15 protein-coding genes are annotated in these 21,330 nt (G+C 44.0%); 2 read left to right on the top strand and 13 right to left on the bottom strand.

The annotated features are described in order from the left end of the window. Window positions 1–7: 7 nt before the first annotated feature. From DWW60_RS10005 to DWW60_RS09980, 6 genes are all read right to left on the bottom strand, one after another. Window positions 8–931 (bottom strand): DMT family transporter, encoded by a 924-nt coding sequence (locus DWW60_RS10005; RefSeq protein WP_117875287.1) that lies wholly within the window; start codon window positions 929–931, stop codon window positions 8–10. A 152-nt stretch (window positions 932–1,083) separates the two neighbouring features. Continuing rightward, window positions 1,084–3,048 carry an oleate hydratase gene (locus tag DWW60_RS10000; protein ID WP_117875286.1) on the bottom strand — a complete coding sequence of 655 codons (1,965 nt, stop codon included), beginning with the start codon at window positions 3,046–3,048 and terminating at the stop codon, window positions 1,084–1,086. Between the two features lie 150 nt (window positions 3,049–3,198). Beyond that, complete coding sequence (locus tag DWW60_RS09995; protein ID WP_117875285.1) at window positions 3,199–5,049, bottom strand: GGDEF domain-containing protein; 1,851 nt, start codon at window positions 5,047–5,049, stop codon at window positions 3,199–3,201. 61 nt (window positions 5,050–5,110) lie between these two features. After that, window positions 5,111–5,671: a TetR/AcrR family transcriptional regulator gene (locus DWW60_RS09990; RefSeq protein WP_117550511.1), complete on the bottom strand. Its 561-nt coding sequence runs from the start codon at window positions 5,669–5,671 to the stop codon at window positions 5,111–5,113. 121 nt (window positions 5,672–5,792) lie between these two features. Beyond that, window positions 5,793–8,282, bottom strand: coding sequence for a cation-translocating P-type ATPase (locus DWW60_RS09985; RefSeq protein WP_199414457.1), 2,490 nt, complete (start codon window positions 8,280–8,282; stop codon window positions 5,793–5,795). A gap of 330 nt (window positions 8,283–8,612) precedes the next feature. Then, window positions 8,613–9,413, bottom strand: a complete 801-nt coding sequence (locus DWW60_RS09980) for an SDR family NAD(P)-dependent oxidoreductase (RefSeq protein ID WP_004851555.1) — start codon at window positions 9,411–9,413, stop codon at window positions 8,613–8,615. A gap of 359 nt (window positions 9,414–9,772) precedes the next feature. Here DWW60_RS09980 and DWW60_RS09975 point away from each other — a divergent pair, with 359 nt between their 5' ends. Then, entirely contained in the window at window positions 9,773–10,237 is a 465-nt protein-coding gene (locus DWW60_RS09975; protein ID WP_004851558.1) for a MarR family winged helix-turn-helix transcriptional regulator, read from the top strand. Continuing rightward, on the top strand, window positions 10,228–11,556 hold the full coding sequence (locus DWW60_RS09970) for an MATE family efflux transporter (protein ID WP_004851560.1): 1,329 nt from the start codon (window positions 10,228–10,230) through the stop codon (window positions 11,554–11,556). Before DWW60_RS09975 ends, DWW60_RS09970 begins: the two co-directional genes overlap by 10 nt. A gap of 51 nt (window positions 11,557–11,607) precedes the next feature. Here the strand turns inward: DWW60_RS09970 and DWW60_RS09965 are convergent, their stop codons facing one another. From DWW60_RS09965 to DWW60_RS09935, 7 genes are all read right to left on the bottom strand, one after another. Further along, window positions 11,608–12,306 (bottom strand): HAD family hydrolase, encoded by a 699-nt coding sequence (locus tag DWW60_RS09965; RefSeq protein ID WP_055272431.1) that lies wholly within the window; start codon window positions 12,304–12,306, stop codon window positions 11,608–11,610. Window positions 12,307–12,308: 2 nt separating this feature from the next. After that, entirely contained in the window at window positions 12,309–14,006 is a 1,698-nt protein-coding gene (locus DWW60_RS09960; RefSeq protein ID WP_117875284.1) for an extracellular solute-binding protein, read from the bottom strand. A 50-nt stretch (window positions 14,007–14,056) separates the two neighbouring features. Continuing rightward, window positions 14,057–14,935, bottom strand: coding sequence for a sugar ABC transporter permease (locus DWW60_RS09955; protein ID WP_022215950.1), 879 nt, complete (start codon window positions 14,933–14,935; stop codon window positions 14,057–14,059). Continuing rightward, window positions 14,935–16,329 carry a carbohydrate ABC transporter permease gene (locus DWW60_RS09950; RefSeq protein WP_022215949.1) on the bottom strand — a complete coding sequence of 465 codons (1,395 nt, stop codon included), beginning with the start codon at window positions 16,327–16,329 and terminating at the stop codon, window positions 14,935–14,937. The genes DWW60_RS09955 and DWW60_RS09950 overlap by 1 nt, the downstream gene beginning before the upstream one ends. Window positions 16,330–16,435: 106 nt before the next feature. Continuing rightward, entirely contained in the window at window positions 16,436–17,740 is a 1,305-nt protein-coding gene (locus DWW60_RS09945) for an extracellular solute-binding protein (RefSeq protein WP_117875283.1), read from the bottom strand. Window positions 17,741–18,040: 300 nt separating this feature from the next. Next, entirely contained in the window at window positions 18,041–19,753 is a 1,713-nt protein-coding gene (locus DWW60_RS09940) for a sensor histidine kinase (protein WP_055280579.1), read from the bottom strand. A gap of 58 nt (window positions 19,754–19,811) precedes the next feature. Beyond that, window positions 19,812–21,329: a response regulator transcription factor gene (locus DWW60_RS09935; protein ID WP_015534111.1), complete on the bottom strand. Its 1,518-nt coding sequence runs from the start codon at window positions 21,327–21,329 to the stop codon at window positions 19,812–19,814. Window position 21,330 lies beyond the last annotated feature (1 nt).

Below are 21,330 nucleotides of genomic sequence, written 5' to 3'. Positions count from 1 at the left end.
AACGTCCCTACTTATTCACTATGTATATTCCTGCGCACACCAAAACCAGCGACACCAGGCTTATCGGACCAAGCGCCTGCGCGCCCTCGCGGAGCAGCCATGCCGACAGTATCACGCCGAACACCGGATTCATAAATCCAAATACTGCAACCCTTGATATAGGATTATACTTGAGCAGCATTCCCCACAGAGAATATGCCACCGCCGATACAAGAGCCAGATATATGAGCATCAAAACTCCACCTGTGGATACGGTGCTGAGTCTGCCTCCCATGGCAAAACCGGCAGCCGACAGAATAATTCCGCCAACTATAAACTGGTAGCCACTGAGCATAACCGGATTGTGTTTTACCGAATATCGCTTCAGGAACACCGATGAAAATGCATAAGCCACTGTCGACAGAAATATCGCACCCTCACCTGACAAGCTCATATAGAAATTCATTCCATTCATGTTTATAAGTACAACTCCCGCAAATCCAACCAGACAGCCAAGCATCTTCTTTGCAGTGACATTTTCCTGATGGAATATGAATCCTGACACTATGATGGCAACGAATACATTTACTGCCTCTATGATGGACGCCTTGACTCCGCTTGTATGTGCGAGACCTATATAAAAGAACAGGTATTGTATGACTGTCTGCAGCATCGCCAGCCACGCTATCTTGCCGGCGCAGCCCTTCTCCGGCCTGATGAATCTTCCTTCCAGCAGACTTCCAAATATCACGGCAAGAATACCCGCCAGCACGAATCGCATACCTGCGAACAGTATCTGTGACGATGTATCCGCACTCTCTATATTCCACAGTCCATAACCTATCTTTATACACGGAAATGCACTTCCCCACAGCAGGCAGCACAGCATGGCACCGAGCCACACAACACTGGTTTTCTGCATCCATTTGTCGTTTATCTCTATCTTATTCATCTTTACTTCTCTCTCATATCTTTTATATCCAAAAGTATATTTTTATACACTGAAAAAGTCAATTTCTTAGTGTCTTCACCACATAAAAAGTTCCATGCATCTGCACCGTGCAGACACATGGAACTTTCTTATTACTCTATATTAACTTCAACCTACAGCATACCCTCTTTTATAATATCGTGGTCTCTCAGTACCTTTTCAATCACCGTGCCCTGGATCTTCTTAAGTATAGGTCTCTTGAGCTTGTTCAGAGGTCCAAGATTTATCTCAAGCGGAGATTTGCCATCCATGAGCTTCACACTGCTGTCCAGCAGTTCACGGATATCGTACACACTTCCCCACACCTCAGGAACACCTCTGTCCACGCCGAGAAGTCCATACACAGCCTCCATGGCAGTTCTGACAGAATACTCTGTGGTGAACACTGTGTCACGAGGGGTGTCGGCGAACTGTCCGAGGAATGCAAAGTTGGTGCATCCGTCCGGAATTACATCTGGTCTGTCGCCCTTTGCTCTAGGCATGAAGAACGCGGTGATATATGGCATCATAGTTGGCACGCAGACTGCGCTGTTTGTGGCCAGTTCCTCGATCTCATCTTCTGGCACACCCAGATGATAGAGCCACTCCTCCGTGATCTCCTTACCGGTACAGTCCTTCATAGGCTTCTTGATATAATCGCCCGGAACATCTGTGAACAGGCCATATACCCATACACACACCTTATCCTTGTCCTGGGTCTTGAACTGTCCCTGTCTGTTGATGGTCCAGCTCATCAGCCAGCTTGAATCCTGACAGCTCACTATACCACCCGTGACAACCTTTCCTGTTCTCGGATCACGCTTGCAGATATCTACGATATATGGGATGATCTTGTCGTCAAGCGTTGTTATTGTGGCTGACTCCCAGTTTGTCTTAGATATATCAGAGCAGAACTTCTCAGGATGTCCAAATGAAGGATCCTGTGCAGCTATGTTCTTCCACAGACTCCAGCAGCCGCTTGTTCTCACCTCTGCATCACCATTTGGCGCATGATTCTGATCACCGTAGATAGTTCCCTCCGTACAGCTTCCATTTGTGACAAATACAAGGTCGTTCTCTGTGAGCGGGATCCCCTTCTCAGCTCCGTTTACCCTGCACTCGATGGTCTTTGCTATCTTCTTGCCGTCTCTCATGTCAAATATAACATTTGTGACCTCCGTGTTGTACTGGAATGTCACACCCGCAGCCTCAAGATACTTCACCATCGGAAGGATCAGCGACTCATACTGGTTGTACTTTGTGAATTTGAGTGCTGAGAAATCTGGAAGTCCTGAGATGTGATGTATGAATCTCTGGAAGTAAAGTTTCATCTCCAGCGCGCTGTGCCAATTCTCAAATGCGAACATCGTCCTCCAGTACAGCCAGAATGTTGAATCAAATACCTCATCATCGAATACATCTTCTATTGTCTTGTCATACAGATCCTCATCCTTTGTCATGAAGAGCTTCATGATCTCCATACAGCCCTTCTGGCTCAGATTGAATTTGCCATCTGTGTGGGCATCCTTGCCTCTGTTCACTGTTGCTCTGCACAGTGAATAATTTGGATCCTCCTTGTTCAGCCAGTAATACTCGTCAAGAACCGATACCCCCGGTGTCTCTATGGAAGGTATACTTCTGAACAGATCCCACAGGCACTCGAAATGGTTCTCCATCTCACGTCCACCTCTCATGACGTAGCCTCTGGCAGGATCAAATATTCCATCGCACGCACCGCCCGCTATATCCATGGCCTCAAGAATATGGATATGTGAACCCGGCATCTGTCCGTCACGTACAAGGAAGCAAGCTGCTGCCAGTGATGCAAGACCACTTCCCACTATATATGCGTTCTTGTCATCCACGCCCTCCGGCTTTCTCGGTCTGGCAAATGCCTCATAGTTTCCATTTGTATAATAGATTCCCTTACTGTTCTTCTCATGCTTTCCGCGCTCCGTATTGCGGTACTCAGCATGTTCAGCCGCAGCCTTCTCCTTCTGAACTTTTGCCTTATTACGATTTTTAACTGTGAGAGCTGCTGCTCCTGCGCCGGCTGCTGCCACCGCTGCTATCCCGATTCCCAATTTCTTCTTTGACATAAGCAATTCTCCTTTCAGTCTGCCGTCTATCTTTATCTCATGCCTCTATAATAGCTTGCCCAATTTTTATTTCATATTTACAAAAAAAGTGGAATGATAAAAATTTTATCATTCCACCCGTTTTGTATAACTCTATATTGCATATGTACTCTAGTGATACCTTCTATCGACACCCTTCTGCCTGTAATATGCCGCCTTATTCTCGTACATTCTCTCATCTGCAGCCTTTACTATCTCGTCAAATGACTCCCAGTCCTTCTCATCACTTGACACATAGCCACATGATATCGATACGGATTTCACCAGCTGTCCAGACCATCCACGCACAACGTCATCAAACTCCTGCTGCACTCTCTTCAGCCTCCTGGTATTTACAAAGATGATGGCTGCAAATTCATCACCGCCCATCCTGTACACCTTACCATAGTTTCCAAAACACTGCTCCATACACTTGGCAGCACCCTGAAGCAGTTCATCTCCAGCCGCATGTCCCAGGGTATCATTCACTGGCTTAAGCCCATTTACATCCATGGACACATACACATATACAGAATCTCCCGGCAGCTCCCTGACATCATCTATATATGCGCCCCTGTTATAACATTTTGTGAGCTCATCTGTATAAGACCGTCTTATCAGCTTCTGCTCCCGTTTCTTATCTTCATCTATGTTTCTGGTGGTAAATATGACTTTTAAAGGGCGTCCGTCCTCGTCAACATCTATCGATATAAATGACAGTCTGAACCATCCAAGATCCCTCACCATGAACTCACCTGATACAATCTTTTTCTTGATCAGTCTGTCCCCCAGACTATCCAGATCCATGAATTCCTGGGCACTTGCCTGATGTTCATCCACAACCACCTTATGAACGATCTTCCTCATAAGTTCCTTCGCCCCTGCTGCCCGCTCACCAGCCCTAAGTATCAGGTCTCCTGCGGTATAGAGGGCAAATGTATCATGCCTAAGATCAAGCATATGCATGCTGTAATACATCCCCGACATGGATGTCAATATTGACAGCTGTTCATTTCTCTCCCGATTCGCATGTATCACCTTCATCACCATGCTTACCACCAGGCCGGCGGCAAAACACAGATACAGTGCCATGATAACCATGATTGCCATATTACTCCGGCTATTCACATCCATTCTATATATGACCCCGATCACATACTCTCCGGATCTTCGGAATACACATCTGTTTCTAAATCCATTAATCCTTCTTATGCCTGTAAAACTGTCTTCATCGTCCGGCAGCATATCATCAGTCACCGAAATGCCGATCTCATCAAGAGTAAGCCCTACTACCGGTTCATATGAACATCCATATATTTCTCCCGATTCGCCATCTGCCACTACAACACTCAGTCCATCATACATAGGCATATTGGCAACCACCGTGGATATCTCATTCTGTTTTACTTCATTCAGAAGTCTTCTCGGCTCGATTCCAACCTGTATCATCTTGGTTCCATCGTCGTTCCATGTTATTGCATACATCATCTTCTTACCCTTTGATGTGTTCGGAGTGACATCCTGACACATGGTGAGATTCTTATCATCCAGCATAGGCTTAAAATACGCCATCTGCTCCCCGGAATCAAAGCTATATCCAAAATATTCGGGATTGGTACCAGCATATATCACGCCATCCGTATTAAACAAATGCACCTCATCAACAGATATAAGTGCAGCAATCTTGCGGAGCTCCTCCACATCATTTGCCACCTCAGGCTTTGCATCAACTATATACGCCACAGCCTTAGCCCTGACCATATAATCTTCCTTGAGGGAGTCTATCAGATCTTCCTCACTTGCCTTATTCTTCTCGATTACATTGCTGACCTGATCCAACAGCACCTGCGAGGTCCTGTCAAAACTCCTGTTATTGATAAAGCTGAGTATGACCGCCTGGATGACCATCGCAACCAGCACGATTCCCCCCGTTATCAATATTATCCCTGGCAATCTCTTTTTCATATCTGATGTTTGACTCATAAGCGCTCTCCCCGCATACCTCACAGTAATAGATTTCTTTATCCTGATCCGTCCTCTGCTTTTACATCTCGATTTCAAAATTATGAATAGAATTTGCTATATTTCCACGAAGCGTGGTGCTAAGCTGCTCCACTATTTTATGATAATCGTCCTTCATCCCCTTGTCTACCCAGTCAAGCATAATCCCCACAAATCCATACTTGTAAAAGTCTGCTATGAACTGCTTATCAGCCTCCGAGAGGTTATCCCCTTCGCATTTCTCTTCTACTACATCCGCTATGAGCTGATACGACAGCTTATACAGATAGTTTTCTATCTTAGCCTTATCCACCGACCTGTATATATTTGCGATAAATGGCTTGTTCTCCAGCACAGCCTCAAACACCTGTATCATGCCCTCCTGCCAGGTATCGTAGGTCTTCTTATCCTTCAGTGCCTGCTTGCCATCCTCTATGCACACCCACTCGGCAAGCTCATATATATCCTGAAAATGATAATAGAATGTCATCCTGCTTATCCCGCAGTCTCCGGTGAGATCCGCTATTGTTATCTTGTCAAATGGCTTGTCCTTAAGAAGCTTTTTCAGAGATACCTCAAGTGCTTTTTTAGTTGAATTTGCCATGCTTACCTCCTGTTATCCAAGTTGTACATATCATCCTTATAAACAAACATACTCATAAAAAACAATATTGCTTCTTATGAGTATATCTTAATATTTATTATATTCTTTTTTCGACAATTCTCTACTTAAAAATGTTATATTTCCTTATCTTTCTTCTGATCTTACGTCTGTTCTTCTCGTCTCCAAAGAAGCTGCTGAGCTTTTCAACAAACAATGTCAAATACCTGAACATAGATTCCGCCGCAAATGCAAATACAACCATGAGCAGGAAACATATGTTGGATATCGACTCTATGGCAAACAGCCTGCCGAGGAAAAGGCCACAGAACAGCAGTCCGATTATGTTGATAAGAAGTACACCATACTTCATCTTGTTGAACGGATGGCTGATCTTGATTATTATCATGAATCCGACAACCGCAAGAAGCATTGTGCCGGCTGTGGCTATGTCCTCACTCGGGAGGTTGAAGACCTGTCCGCAGATTACAAGTGCTCCGACCGACAACACATCCGTGAGTCCTGCAGGCAATGCTTTTAACATGACATTTACCATAAAGTTTCCCTCTATACGATTCCTGTTCGGCTCAAGTGCCAGCAGGAATCCCGGCAATCCTATGGTGAACATGCTTATGAGCGATATCTGTGATGGCTCCAGCGGATATGTGATCGCAAATATCGCTGAGAATATGGCCATCAGCAGTGAGAATATATTCTTAACAAGGAAGAGGCTTGCTGATCTCTGTATATTGTTGACCACCTGTCTTCCCTCAAACACCACATATGGCATACGTCCGAAATCCGAATCCAGAAGCACCGTCTGTGCCGCCTGCGCAGCCGCTTCACTTCCAGATGCCATTGCAATACTGCAATCAGCATCCTTCATTGCGAGTATATCATTTACACCATCACCAGTCATGGCAACCGTGTGTTTCTGTTTCTGGAGCGCCCTGACTATGAGCTGCTTCTGTTTAGGCGTAACTCTTCCAAATACTGTATATTTATCCACAGCCTCAGTTATATCCTTCTCAGACGCCAAAGTGGAAGCATCCACATAGTTCTCCGCTCCATCTATGCCTGCCCGCTTTGCCACCTCTGATACTGTGGCAGGGTTATCTCCGGATATGACTTTTATGGCAACGCCCTGCTCTTTGAAATATGTAAATGTGCTCTCTGCATTTTCCCTTATTGGATTTGAAAGCACTATATAACCAATAGGAGATATGCCTCCTAATGGTCTTACCGAACCAATAGAATCCTCTCCTGACTCCGCCATAAGAAGGACTCTGTATCCCTTGCTCTGGTACTCCTCTATCTCTTCGGATATCTCCTCATACCTATCCTTCATTATAAACTCCGGAGCACCAAGCATATAGTCTCCCTCGACAAATGACACCTTACTGTATTTGTTCGCCGATGTGAAAGGCTGTGTCTTGAGCAGTGTCCTGCTGCCCTTCTCTATCTCATTCTTAGCCACATAGGCTCTGATCGCCTCCATTGTGGCATTGTTGTCCTCAATGACCGCCGAGTAATCCGCCAACAAGTGCGCAAATGCTCTCTTGTCCATCTCGGCATCGCCGCATCTGCCGCTTATCACCAGCTCTGTAACCTGCATACCCGGCTCAGTGATGGTTCCGGTCTTATCCACACAGAGTACATCGACTCTCGCGAGTGTCTCTATACTCTTCATGTCATGCAGTAACACTTGTTTCTTCGCAAGTCTTATTGTGCTGAGCGCAAGCGCAACAGTTGTGAGCAGATAAAGTCCTTCAGGGATCATTCCGAGAACCGCCGCAACCATCGATACAACACTCTTCTTGAATGTCTCTCCATTCATGATATACGCCTGGCAGAACAATATGATTCCCACTGGTATGATGATGATTCCAACCCATTTTACAAGCTTGTTGATGTACCTGATCATCTCTGACTGTTCGCCGTCACCCATGGCCTTCGCCTGGGCTGTGAGCTGTGATATGTATGACTCATTGCCCACCTTGTCAAGCTTGGCATAGCACTGTCCGGACACCACAAAGCTTCCGGACATGAGTCGATCACCTGATTTCTTCTTGATCTCATCCGACTCACCGGTGAGCAGGGCTTCATTTACCGATATACTGCCGCTGAGCACCGTAGCGTCAGCACATATCTGATTGCCTGCCGACAGAATGATGATATCGTCCTTAACCAGTTCCTCTGATTGTATCTGCTGCTGTTCTCCGTCTCTCACAACTATCGAATGCGGCGCATTTAACATACTCATCTTGTCAAGAGTCTTTTTGGCACGCAGCTCCTGAAATATTCCTATAACCGTGTTGCCTATGATGACCGGCAGGAAAGTCAGATTCCTGAATGAGCCAACGATACATAGCAGCACCGTAAGTATGAGGAATATAAGATTGAAGTATGTGAGCAGATTGGACTTGACGATCTGCCCCACAGTCTTCTGCGTACTTATATCTGTGTGATTGGTCTGTCCATTGTCGATCCGTTCCCTTACTTCCTCCGATGTAAGGCCAATGATCGGGACTCCCCGTGTATCCAGATTGTTTTCTGAGTTTGTATCCAAATAAAACACCTCTTCCTGTGTATATGGTCGGCAAATGTTATGCATCGAGCAGTATTTTGCACCGACTGCCCATGACATCTCATGATTTCTTTAACAAAGTTCTATTATAAGTACTCCAAGTAAGGTTATTCAAGGATGATGGCAGATATTTCATATTTTTTTAAGAAACCTTGTGTCTTATTAACGACAAGCGGACAACCATCTGTTTTGAGATATAGTTGATGACTGAGTCAGCTAAACAAAATGAGCATAACACATTTCCCATCTGGGTATTATTGTGTTACGCTCATTTTTTATGCAAGCCGCGAACCAGGCTTCGCATCTACATCATATTCTATTATCATAGCATAAGCCATATTTGATATATTGACTGCTCTATGGTCTCTGTCCCATCGCGCCCTCAAGTGTGATGGTCTCACCACTCATGTACTTGAAATCCGGTGATGCGAGTGCCACGCACGCACGTCCAATCTCCTTCTCTACGTCTCCGAAGTGTCCCATAGGCGGCATCTTTACATTTGCCTTGAACGCATCCGGATATGCCTTCTCAAAGTTCTCAAGCTGTGATGTCCATGCGAGAGGACATACTATATTGACATTTATTCCATCAGCTGCCCACTCTGTAGCTGCAACTCTTGTAAGGCCCCTAATGCCTTCCTTCGCTGCCGCATATGCGCACTGTCCGTAATTTCCAAAGAGGCCTGCGCCTGATGCAAAGTTGATGACTGAACCCTTTGTCTCCTTCAGATATGGATAGCATGCCTGCATATAGTAAAATGCAGCGTAAAGACCTGAATATATGGCAAGGTCAAACTGTGCTGTTGTGTGATCTGCGATGGTAACGCCTGATGCAGATGCCTGCGCATTGTTGATGAGCACATCTATTCTTCCAAATTCCTTAACTGCCTGCTCCACAACGTTCTTGACGACGCTCTCGTTGTCCGCACCTGCGTTTACATCAGCCTGGACTGCAAGAACCTTGATCCCATATTTGCTCTCAAGCTCTGCCTTTGCATCCTCAAGTTTCTGGACATTACGTCCTGTAAGCACCAGATTGGCACCTTCCTTGGCATATGCTGTCGCTATTCCGTATCCGATGGATCCACAGCTTCCATCGCTGAGAACTGCACGTCCGCCTCCTGTTATTATCGCTGTCTTACCTGTTAAAAAACCCATATGTGTACACTCCTTCCCTAGCCATGACTACTTTCTTCACACCGCATAGATTTCTGTCATCCATAACATATATCTATAAATTCATAGCCCATGTCTATTATTATAGCCACACTACCTACCCAAAACAACACCTTCACATACCTTTAAATGAAAATATTTATGCATATCTTTACTTAACCCACTATCCTGTCCTCTTATTAAAATTTATATAAACTTGCTTGACTAAATCCGATTTCGGATTTATATTGGGTAGTGGTGCTTTCCCGATCAAATATCATATATTTTAAGAAAATACTTTCTCATTGCTATGGGTTTAAATTTGCACCCCAATAATAACTAAAGGAGTTTTTTCATATTTTATGATCGCATATAAAGACAGTCATTTACAAGAACAGCTACGCATATTTAACACCCTCTGGAAAGCTCAGGACGATATCTGGCAGGAGGCGGCAAGAAACTCCGGGCTGCCTGAAACTGCTTTCTGGATAATTTATATATTGACCATTGAGAATAAAGCTGAACTTACTCAGGCAGAGCTATGCGACACATGGTTCATACCCAGACAGACATGCAACTCTGCTGTCAAAAAACTGGAAGGCAAGGGACTCATTTCTCTGACAACACACAAAGGTGCAGGGAACATCAAATATTTATCACTCACGGAAAATGGAGTCTCATTCGCCAACAAATATATTACGCCACTGACAAATGCTGATATTTCATCATTTTCGAGTTTTACGGATGAGGAAAGAGAACTTCTGCTCTCACTCATGCAGCGTCAGCTCGATTACCTTAAGAAAGGAACTGAAGGATTATGGAAATAAGACTTTCTGATTCATTTACATATAAAAAGCTTATAAGATATGTGCTGCCGTGCATTGCCATGATGATCATGACATCCATCTACAGCATTGTGGACGGCTACTTTGTCTCCAACATCATAGGCAAGAATCCATTTGCAGCGGTCAATCTGGTCATGCCTGTGCTGATGGCGATATCCGCCATAGGATTCATGATCGGTACGGGAGGCAGCGCACTGACTTCATATTATATGGGGCTCGGGGAAAAGAAAAAGGCAAATGAAGTATTCTCGATGCTGGTGTGGCTTATCATCATCTCGTCCTGCATTGTGGCAGTCATAGGATTTGTCTTCATGCCCCAGATAGTCGAGCTCCTCGGAGCCAGCGATACTATACGCTCAGACGCCATATTATACGGAAGAATACTCATTCTGTCAGAGCCGTTTTTTATGCTTCAGAACAGTTTTCAGAGTTTTCTTACAACGGCAGAGAAACAAAACCTTGGTCTGCTGGTTTCAGTACTTGCGGGTATCACCAACATGGTACTTGATTTTCTTCTCATGTTTGTGTTCCGCCTCGGCATAGCCGGAGCTGCGGCTGCCACAGTGTGCGGACAGATTATAGGAAGTGTAGTACCGCTCATATATTTTGCGACCAACACAACAGGATCGTTAAAACTGACGAAAGCAAAGTTTGACTGGAAGTGTATCTGGAAAGCCTGTGGAAACGGCTCTTCTGAGATGCTTACCAACCTGTCCACATCCCTTGTGTCTGTGGTCTATAACCTGCAGCTTATGAAACTTGCGAATGAAAATGGTATAGCAGCATATGGTGTGATAATGTATGTGTCATTCATATTCATGGCAATATTCTTCGGTTATGCCATCGGAGTCACGCCTATCATCGGTTATAACTATGGTGCCGGTAACAAAAAACAGCTGCACAGCCTGCTTAAAAAAAGCCTTGTGATCACCGCCGTCACAGCCATAACAATGACGGTTTTGTCCGAGGTTCTGGCACTCCCTATCGCAAGAATATTTGTTGGCTATGATGATACACTATGCCGTATGACCCAGACCGGTATGATGCTTTTTTCCATATCATTCCTGTTCTGCGGATTCAACGTATTTGGCTCAGGTTTCTTCACAGGTCTAGGCAACGGGCTTGTATCCGCAACCATATCTTTCCTCAGAACACTGGTGATACAGCTTGCAGCGGTGTTGATGCTGCCTATGGTGTTTGGCATCAATGGAATCTGGTGTGCTGTGGCCGTAGCGGAGGCTGTGACCCTTGTCATAACTATCACCTTCCTTATAAAAAATAAAAAGAAATACGGATATTAAACAAAATAAGCCGGAGTATGTGATTTTTAATTATCACGCACTCCGGCATTTTTACATCGCCCTATTCACTATGTTCTTAAGTTCCGGATAGCTGGACACAGCCAGTACATCCTCGTCCGTCTTGTTCTGCAGCGACAAATACCACACCGGTGTCATTCCAGCATTTTTCGCTCCCATGACATCCTTCTTGTAGCTATCGCCCACATAGATGACCTCATCGTTCTTTACGCCCAGCTTTGTAGCTATCATATCGAACATCCTGCGGTTCGGCTTTTCTATACCAGCCTCCTCGCTTGTTATCATTGCGTCAAGTCTGCCCGTAAGTCCAAGTCTGTCTATCTTCCTGAACTGGATATGCGCAGTCATATCTGTACAGATACCAATCTTTATTCCTCTGGCTTTCATATCATCTATAAACTCCAATGCCCCGGGGAATATGGATATCTTGTTCAGGAAATTGTTCCAGAAATAGTTGTACACCTGCAGGTCATACTTAAATGGTGATACCCCCAGAATCTCCAGCATCTTCTGGAAGTACAGCACCCTATTGTGCTGCGCCGCCATATCCCAGGCGGAGAGCTGATCCTTTACCATGTCTCTGCCTTCTTCAAAGGCTTTCATCACTGTCACTTCATCTATATGAAGAAGTTCATTTGCCACATATCTCACAGTGTCATCCACTGCCTTATCATTCTCGTGAAGGCAGTCGTATAATGTATCATCTAAATCAAATACTATTGCTCTTATCATATCTACCGGCACTCCCTTCGAACTTCATCGGTGATCGTTGTTCCACCGGACTTATACCAGTTGTCCACAAAACTGTCAAATTCATCCAGATCTGCTTCACCTGTAACTATCTTCAGGTAAGTATTGCTCTCCAGATTCTCAAGGTGCCACCAGTCTGACACCATGGTCTCAGTCTCACCGAAGTACAGAGATTCGACTTTATTTGTACGCGCATCATTGAGGATCTTGCATGCAGTTATACGGGATGTATATGCCGCCCAGTCCTCCGATGACGCATTATCTTCATTCTTGAGATATGACTCACACGCCTCATAATAAGATTGTTCCAGCAGATTCAGATCATCCGGCTGCCTTATGCCAGAGAACACGTGGTTCAGCTCGCCATAGCATATCTGAAGTGCATTGTTGTAGTCCACGTTCATTGCAAGTGGTCTTGCGGTAGGATCCACATTGAGTTTGTAGTAATCCTTTATAGCCTGATTGTCTTTGTCCTCATATCTTACATAGTCGAACAGCACACTTATTATCTTGCACACTATCTCCGGGTGCTCATATCCCTTTCTGACTACCACGAAGTTGCCATATGGAACCTGAGTGTGATAACTCGTTGAGCCGTTTTCCTCTGTGGCAAGCAGATATGGTTCCCACTTTGCTGTTGGATCGGCCGCTACAGCGTCCATAAGAGGATTATTTGGCGCCCACCATGGTCCAAAGAATGAACCACACTGTCCATTCACTATGAGTTCTATTATGTTGCTGCTTGTCCGCATGAGGAAATTCCGATCCAGAATCCCTTCCTCGTACATCTCATGTATATGCTCCAGAGCCTTCTTTGCCTCCGGCTGTACAGAACCATACACAACCTTTCCGTCCTCATCCTTTATCCACTGTTTCGGAAATGCCCCATATGCGGCAAATACAATGTCGAGTGTGTACTCGCTGCTATAACCACAACCGCCGCAGAGACTTGTGTCTGCCACCAGCCCTACGGTACTTCCTACACCATTATTTCCCGGATCTTTCTCAATAAACTGCCTGATGATCTCCTCCGCATCCGAAAGTGTTCTCGGAGCCTCAAGTCCCAGCTTATCCATCCAGTCTTTTCTAAGCCATATCAGATTTGGTCCATCTGATATATTTGTCTCAGGTATGGCCATGATACGGTCATCAAATGTGACCACATCCATAATACTGCTGCCATAACTCTTATATATGTTCTTTATCGTTTCACTCATACAGTTGTTATAACTGTCTGTGAGATCCTCAATCATGTCATTTTCCACCAGATACTGCAGCTCATCCATGTCCTGGACGATCATCACATCCGGAAGATCCTTCTGTGCTATCACCATGGATACATTATCATCATACTGATTATCAGCAGCCTCAAATATATCCTGGTTCTGCACATTTAAGATTTCATTTAATATCTGTGTGTATGCGTTATTTTCATACGTTTCTCCCTGTGGGAGATTTGAATTATTTGCACCGGACAGCTTTCCCAGGGTATAGGTGAGCTGTTCCGGATACCTTCCAAGCGGCGTTGTCTCCGCAATATGCATGGCAGACTCATATTCTGCATCTGTGGTCGCCTTAGACGGGTTGGAGGGGGTGTTATTGTCCTGGCAGCCACATATTATTATAAGGGTAATTGTTAGCACACATGTTATTATTTTTTTCAGATACTTCATTGCTGGCATATGCTTTCCTCATTCCACTTAGGTTTTGCAAATAATTTCATATATTATCCTTAACCCTTTACGCCTCCAGACATGCTATCCTTGTAGCACTTCTGCATTATCATAAAGAGAATGATAATCGGTACGGATATCAGCACTGCGCCAGCCGCAAATGAGTTGAACCAGTTGTACACATACTCTTTCTCGAGCATGTTCCAAAGTCCGATGGATACTGTGTAATAGTCCTTGTTGGCTCTGCATATAACCTTGGCAAACACAAAATCAATCCATGGTGCAAGGAACGAATTCAGAACCGTATAAACTATGATCGGTCGGCTGAGTGGTATGATGATCCTTGTAAATGACTGCCATCTTGTAGCACCATCAAGGTATGCTGCTTCTTCCAGCGACTTTGGTATAGTATCAAAGAATCCTTTGGCGATATAGAATCCAAGTCCTGAACCGCCTGAATATACGAGTACCAGAGCAACCCTGATGAGTGAGCCTTCTGAAAGTCCCAGAACCTTAAGGATGTAATACACAGCTATCATAGCCATGAATCCCGGGAACATTCCAAGGATAAGTGCCACATTCATAAATGGCTTTCTCAGTCTGAAACGCATTCTTGACATACAGTATGAAACTGCAAGCACGAACGCTGTTGATATTATACATGAGAAAATTGCTATTATCAAAGTATTCTTGAACATCTGCATGAAATTCAGAATACCTGTGTCTGTAAAAAGCTTTGTATAGTTTGCCAGAGTCAGAGACTTTGGCAGCAGAGTTGAAACATACTGTCCTTTCTCTCCTCTGAAGCTTATCATGATTATCCATGCGATCGGCAATACCCAGATAACCGAAAGGATTACCAGTATGATATGAACCACGATGTCTCCCAGTGTCCATTTGCTTCTTGCTTTAATCTCATTATTATTTGATTTAGCCATTACTGAAATCCCTCCTCATCTTTATATGATGCGGTGTTGTGGTAAGTTACCAGTGACACAACAGCGAGAACTATGAATGTCATTATACCTATAACAGCACCTAAGTTGTAGTACTGATTATCAACCGTCAGCTTATAGAGCCATGTGACAAGAAGATCTGTCTTTCCGGCAGTCTTTCCAACCGGGGTAGGCGCTCCATTTGACAGAAGGTAGATAACGTTAAAGTTGTTTATATTTCCTGCAAATGTTGTTATCAGATATGGTGCTGTGACAAACAACATATAAGGAAGAGTGATCTTGAAGAAGATCTTTACCGGGCCTGCTCCGTCAACTCTCGCAGCCTCGTATATCTCCTCCGGTATGCTCTGGAGAATTCCTGTGACCTGCATGACGGTAAATGGAATTCCTATCCAGATATTGATGACAATTACCATGACTCTGGCAAGTGTTGCATTGCTCCAGAATGGAATAGCATTGTCGATTATTCCGTTATTTATAAGTAATGTATTGACGATACCATTCTGACTGAAGATCGTTCTCATCAGAAGAAGTGATACGAATTGCGGAACCGCTGCTGAGAGCATGAAGATTGCTCTCCACATACCTTTTGCCCTGGTTCCCTTTCTGTTGATCACCATTGCGAGTATCATTCCAAGGAAGTAGTTACTAAATGTGGCTGCCACAGCCCAAACAAGCGTCCAGCCAAGCACTGACCAGAATGTACTTCCTATTGCATCACTAAAGTTCAATATCTTTGCAAAATTCTTCAGTCCAACCCAGTTGAATATAACTGTATGTGAACCAAGCTTGCTGTAATTTGTAAATGCCATAAATATCATGAAAACCAATGGCAATATCGTAAATACAACGACTCCAAGTACAGGAAGTGGAAGAAGAAATGCATGAAGATTGCTGTCAAACAGACTCTTCACATCGTCCTTAAACTTTGGAACCTTTTTGCCTTTATCCCACAGGCAATACGCTTTGTATGCGCTCTCTATACTTACTACCCAAAGGCAGATGAATGCGAAAATTATAAACAGTGTTGCCACACCGTACAGGAGCATGAGCAGAGAGTTGTCACCCTGGGTATATTCAAATACACCCTTTGCATCATTCCAGACCTTCTGCTGTTCCTGACCACCCAGATGGAAGATATCCACCAGTAGTGATGCTCCATGCTTTATCATAAACCATATAAACAGTACCTCAAGTACCAGGTACGAAAATCCCTTTACAAACTGTTTTCTGACTATGCTTCCAAACCCCAAGATCAGAAATGAAATTCTGGTAGCTATGTCTCCATTTGCCGCTGCCTGTGCAACGGTATATGGGTAATCAGATCTTCGTATTTTCTTTATTTTGCTTTTTTTATTTGTTATAGCCTGAGCCATCCTAACACCTCCGTCTCAAAGTAAATTATTATCTCTTCTTATTACAAGTGCCCCATCACCTGTAGATGAATGGAGCACCTGTTTTTGAAATATATAACTAGTATTTTTACTGTGCTACATCAGTGTTAAGTGATGTGTTGAATGACTCTGTCATATCTGCTGCGTTGTCGTGTGTAACCTCACCATTTACGAGAGACTTACCAAAGTTTTCTGCTGGTGTCCAGTAGTTGCTCATCTTAGGAACAAATGGCTGGATGAATGCTGTTGTATCGAATGTTGCATTCTGAGCTGTTACAAGTGCATCGCCCTTAACTGCATCGCTCTCAAGAAGGCTTGTGTTACATGGAACGATGTTTCTTGCTGTGTAGTGTGACTCCTGTGATGCCTCATTTCCAAGGTAGAGTGCAAGTGCAACTGCAACCTGTGGATACTCACAGTTAGGATTTACAGCGATTGCCTTTGATCCTGCAAATGAGAGGAGCTGCTTGTCCGCACCGCCGATCTTGGCTGTTGGCATAACTGCGATTCCGAGATCATCTCCAAGTGCATCGTGTAATGCTGCGTAGTCCCATGAGCCTGAGAACATTGCTGATATTGAACCATCTGTCATACCTGAGATACCAACACCTGACTCATCGTTTACAAAGTTCTTGTTGTTTACAAGATCTACCAGGTAGTCTGTAACAGCCTTGCCGTTGTCACCACCGAAGTTGATTCCTGCATCATTGTCTGTACCATCACCGAATAATGTTCCGCCATTTGCAAGGTAGAATGCTGCGATGTACCATGAGTTTGAGAGTGGGAATGAAACCTTACCCTTCTCAAGCATTGTGTCAAGGCTCTTTACATCATCCTCTGTAAATGTCTTCTTGTTGTAGTACATAAACCATGTATTTGTTGTAAATGGCACACCATAGATACCTCCATCAACTGTGATAGAATCTACGATCGCCTGTGAATTTGTTGACTTAACATAATCTGCTGTGCTTCCGCCGAGCTCTGAGATAGCACCTGCATCGATCAGAGTCTGTAACTGGTCATTTGCGAACATGTATACATCTGCTGACGCTGAAACATCCTGTGTTACAGTCTTTCCAGCATCACCCTCACTACATGTACCATACTCAAATGTGATATCCCAGTTTGGATGCTCTTTCTTGAACGCCTCACATGTTGTCTGTAACCACTCGCCGTAATCAGGTGACTGATCCTCAGCTGGTCCCCAGACTGTAAGTGTTGTCTTGATCGCCTCTTCCTCTGAAGCTGCCTCTGTTGCATCTGTAGCCTCTGATGCATCACTCTTTTTTGCTGCTGTTGTTGACTCGTCCTTTCCTGAATCTCCACATCCTGCCAGCATTGACATTCCCATTACACCCGCAAGTGCAACTGCTGCAAATCTCTTAACTCTCATAACCGTTCCTCCTTAAAAATATAGTTTTGATTGAATGTTTTTAACACCTTTGCAGTACCTTTACCTTATGTCATTATTATAAGAAAACGTTTCCAATCCGTATATATCAATGATTTTAGAATCATGTTGGATTTTTTAGATATGTTGTTTTTTTGATGGGCGGGCGCCGCTCCGGAGTGTGCCGCGGATATCCGCCGTTATGCATTGTTATTATGTCCACAAAAGTATAAAAAAATGTACCTCTTGAGCTTTAATAAGCTTCAAAAGGTACATCCACTCTTCGTATTTTTTATAATTTTTCTAGTTTTCTACTCTCTTTGGGAAGTGGAGCATTACTTTCGTGCCGGCTCCCGGGGTGCTGTCTATTTTTATTGCATACTGTTCACCGTAGTAGAGTTTAAGCCTCTCGTTTACATTTGACACACCGTAGCCATTGGACGACTTGGACAGGATCAGGGCGGCCTGGGTCTTTGTCATACCGACACCGTTGTCAGATACGGTAAAGTCAATGAAATCTCCATTCTCCTTTCCCTCTATGCGTATCTCTCCTCTGCCGTCAGTCTTGACGTCAATACCATGCCCTATCGCGTTTTCAAGCAGCGGCTGGAGTATCAGATTCAATGTTTCGTATTTTAAGATACTGTCATCTATGTCGTACACCACATCAAAGCTGTTGTCATGCATGGCAAGCTGGATATCAAGATACGACTTGATATTTGCTATCTCATCTTTGACAAGCAGGATGTTTTTTCCTTTGTTCAGGGCTGTCCTGTAGAATGTGGACAGAGACAAGGTGATCCGGCTTATGTCTTCCTGCTCCGCCTCAAGGGCTTTCCAATTGATCATAGACAGAGAATTGTACAGGAAATGCGGGTTGATCTGGGCCTGAAGTGCCCTCATCTCGTATTCTTTTTCCTTGATCTTGCTCTGATATACCTCATTGACAGTCTCATCAAGGCGCTTACTCATGCTGTTGTAGCCATTTATAAGATCACCAATCTCATCTGTACTGTCATTTTCTATAACCATGCCCAGATTTCCTGTCTCGGTGGCCTTCATAGTCTTCTGAAGATTTTTGATTCGCTTCGTTATAAATTCTGATACCATATTTATACATAATATACCTGCGAGCATACTTACCAGAAGTGCCGCCACCGCTATTATAAGTATCGGACGAACCGATGAGATTATAAGTTTGTTCGGTTTGTATACACATATGTTCCAGCCGGTCGCCTTGGACGTCTTATCTATGAACTGATACCCTGAATTTTCCATCTCTCTCAGGGCATCGAATTTATCCACATCCAATTCATATGCTGACTGCTCATCGGCAAATGTATTCTTGTTGAATATCATATGTCCATACTCATCCTCTATGATAAGCCCATAATTATCAAACATTGTCTCTGTATAAAACGGTTGAAATACACTGTCATAATCCACGCCTACATACAAAACACCCTTGGCACCTTTCTGCTCCAGCATAGCCATCCGGCTGACTGAAAATGCAGTTCGGCTTTCCAGATCAATATGCCAGTGTATATTGTTATCCAGATCATCATATGCATGCGTTCCATCCGCCAGATCTTTTAACGGTGCAACTGTTGACCCATGTTTCACATCACTGGCATCAGTATATATCGTGACCTGGTTTACATCCTCATGGAAATACATGATTGATGCCAGCAGAGGATCGATCACCGTACTGAACTGCTCATAATTCTGATATGCCGATTGATCTGCGCTCAGTATCTTTGCAATCGACTGGTTATACGATATATATTTAGAGAGGTTGTTATATATCTCCAATTCATTGTCCATAGAATCCGTGGTCTGGCTGACATAAGATTCCAAGATTGTTGTCTCCCGGGCCCACAGGATCTTTTTCATCTCCATATATGTTATACCCAGTATTATCATAACAGGCACAAGTCCGGCCAGCAGATAAATAACAACCATTTTGCCAGTCAGCTTCATATCACGAAATCTCTTCTTGACTCCACCTTTGTTCATCTACGATCCCCCTGCTTAACGAGTTCTGCAATCGTCCTTTTCCAAGTCTGCTGTATGTCTACTCACCGCCTGCAACACCGCTCTCCCTGAATTTCTGAGGGCTCACTCCATAAAACTCCCTGAAACTCGAGCAAAAATAGGATACATTCTGATAACCACACATCGCACCTATATCTACAATCTTCGCCATACTATTCTCAAGCATATCCCTTGCCCGCTCCATTCTGTATGACTTGATAAATTTGCTCAGGTTCTGTCCCGTCTCTTTCTTAAACACTGTGCTGAGATAACTTGGGGCAAGATATACCATATCCGCAAGCATATCTATGCCTAGCTCGCTCCCGTAATTCCTGTAAATATACTGCTTTACTATCTCCACTTCCTTATGTCCGGTCTGACTCTTGTCCTCAAAGCAGGCCGCGAGTCTGTCTATCGCAACCTCAACAAGACCTGTAAGACTCTGAAAATCTGTCGTCATATACATCTTTTCAACATCCTTGTTAAGATCCGCCTCACCAGTCCCATCTATACTGCCGTATATGTCCTTCAAAAGATTTGAGTAGAGAAACTTTATATATATCTGTGAACACTCATTCTTGTGCCTGTACTTTTCACAGAATTTGTCAAAATGTTCCCTGAGTGCCTCTACATCCTTCATCTTGATGTCCTGTTTCATCTGTTTCATGAGAGTGTCATCATCAAACTGGATCATTCCTGACGAATCGCTCTCCATATTTGGGTAGAACACCTTTATCTCCGGATGATAAAACTTATTGTCCATAAGCTCATCAAGCTCATCGACCTTCTGTTTCATGTCCTCAGGGTTCTCTATATCCGATGAAACTGCTATAAAACATTCCTCATCGTAATCACTTTTAATTATCCTGGCAAGCTCCTGGGCCGTGTAAACCGCATCTGTTTCATCGCCCAGAAAAATAAGTTCCTGCTGTTGATTCAGATTGAGGTATCTCTGTATTCCAAGTGCCATTATCTTCTCATTTTTCTTGAAATCTACATCTCGTCTTCCAAAGAAATCGTGATTAAATTCAACCAGCAGAATTCTCTTAAATCTGGCGAAATTCAGGTTCAGACCGTTGTACTCTCTGCGTATACTCTCTATATCTTCGCCATTTACAAGCATATATAGCGCATGCTCATAAAGGAATTCCATGCTCTTGCTCTTGAGCTCATCCGAGGCTTTAGCCGCCTCTAGCTCATCCACAACCTTCTCCAACGTCTCCTTAAACTCCTTCGGGTCGACCGGTTTCAATATATAATCCACAACTCCCAGCCTTATTGCTCTCTTTGCATAGTCAAATTCATTGCAGCCGCTGAATATCACACATCTCATTTTCTTCTTCTCATTTACCACATTGTCAATGAGTTCTATACCGTCCATGAAAGGCATCTTCACATCGGTGAGGAGGATATCATAATTCTCCTGACGCATCTTCTCCAATGCATCAAGACCGTTTACCGCCTCGTCGATATCAAATTCCATATTCAGCTTTTTCAGGAGGAATCTTATCCCGTTTCTCTCTATTCTCTCGTCATCAACGATCAGTATTCTATACATC

The sequence above is a fragment of the Coprococcus sp. AF16-22 genome (genome assembly GCF_003461545.1).
In the GTDB taxonomy this organism is placed as follows: Bacteria; Bacillota; Clostridia; order Lachnospirales; family Lachnospiraceae; genus Coprococcus; species Coprococcus aceti.
The sequence above is the reverse complement of the archived record's forward strand: the minus strand, read 5'-3'. Positions and strand labels throughout refer to the sequence as shown.

Bases quoted from the DNA above. Each gene is read 5' to 3' on its own strand.
- DWW60_RS10005 (WP_117875287.1), bottom strand. From the start codon at position 931: ATGAATAAGATAGAGATAAACGACAAATGGATGCAGAAAACCAGTGTT.
- DWW60_RS10000 (WP_117875286.1), bottom strand. From the start codon at position 3,048: ATGTCAAAGAAGAAATTGGGAATCGGGATAGCAGCGGTGGCAGCAGCC.
- DWW60_RS09995 (WP_117875285.1), bottom strand. From the start codon at position 5,049: ATGAGTCAAACATCAGATATGAAAAAGAGATTGCCAGGGATAATATTG.
- DWW60_RS09990 (WP_117550511.1), bottom strand. From the start codon at position 5,671: ATGGCAAATTCAACTAAAAAAGCACTTGAGGTATCTCTGAAAAAGCTT.
- DWW60_RS09985 (WP_199414457.1), bottom strand. From the start codon at position 8,282: ATGCATAACATTTGCCGACCATATACACAGGAAGAGGTGTTTTATTTG.
- DWW60_RS09980 (WP_004851555.1), bottom strand. From the start codon at position 9,413: ATGGGTTTTTTAACAGGTAAGACAGCGATAATAACAGGAGGCGGACGT.
- DWW60_RS09975 (WP_004851558.1), top strand. From the start codon at position 9,773: ATGATCGCATATAAAGACAGTCATTTACAAGAACAGCTACGCATATTT.
- DWW60_RS09970 (WP_004851560.1), top strand. From the start codon at position 10,228: ATGGAAATAAGACTTTCTGATTCATTTACATATAAAAAGCTTATAAGA.
- DWW60_RS09965 (WP_055272431.1), bottom strand. From the start codon at position 12,306: ATGATAAGAGCAATAGTATTTGATTTAGATGATACATTATACGACTGC.
- DWW60_RS09960 (WP_117875284.1), bottom strand. From the start codon at position 14,006: ATGCCAGCAATGAAGTATCTGAAAAAAATAATAACATGTGTGCTAACA.
- DWW60_RS09955 (WP_022215950.1), bottom strand. From the start codon at position 14,935: ATGGCTAAATCAAATAATAATGAGATTAAAGCAAGAAGCAAATGGACA.
- DWW60_RS09950 (WP_022215949.1), bottom strand. From the start codon at position 16,329: ATGGCTCAGGCTATAACAAATAAAAAAAGCAAAATAAAGAAAATACGA.
- DWW60_RS09945 (WP_117875283.1), bottom strand. From the start codon at position 17,740: ATGAGAGTTAAGAGATTTGCAGCAGTTGCACTTGCGGGTGTAATGGGA.
- DWW60_RS09940 (WP_055280579.1), bottom strand. From the start codon at position 19,753: ATGAACAAAGGTGGAGTCAAGAAGAGATTTCGTGATATGAAGCTGACT.
- DWW60_RS09935 (WP_015534111.1), bottom strand. From the start codon at position 21,329: ATGTATAGAATACTGATCGTTGATGACGAGAGAATAGAGAGAAACGGG.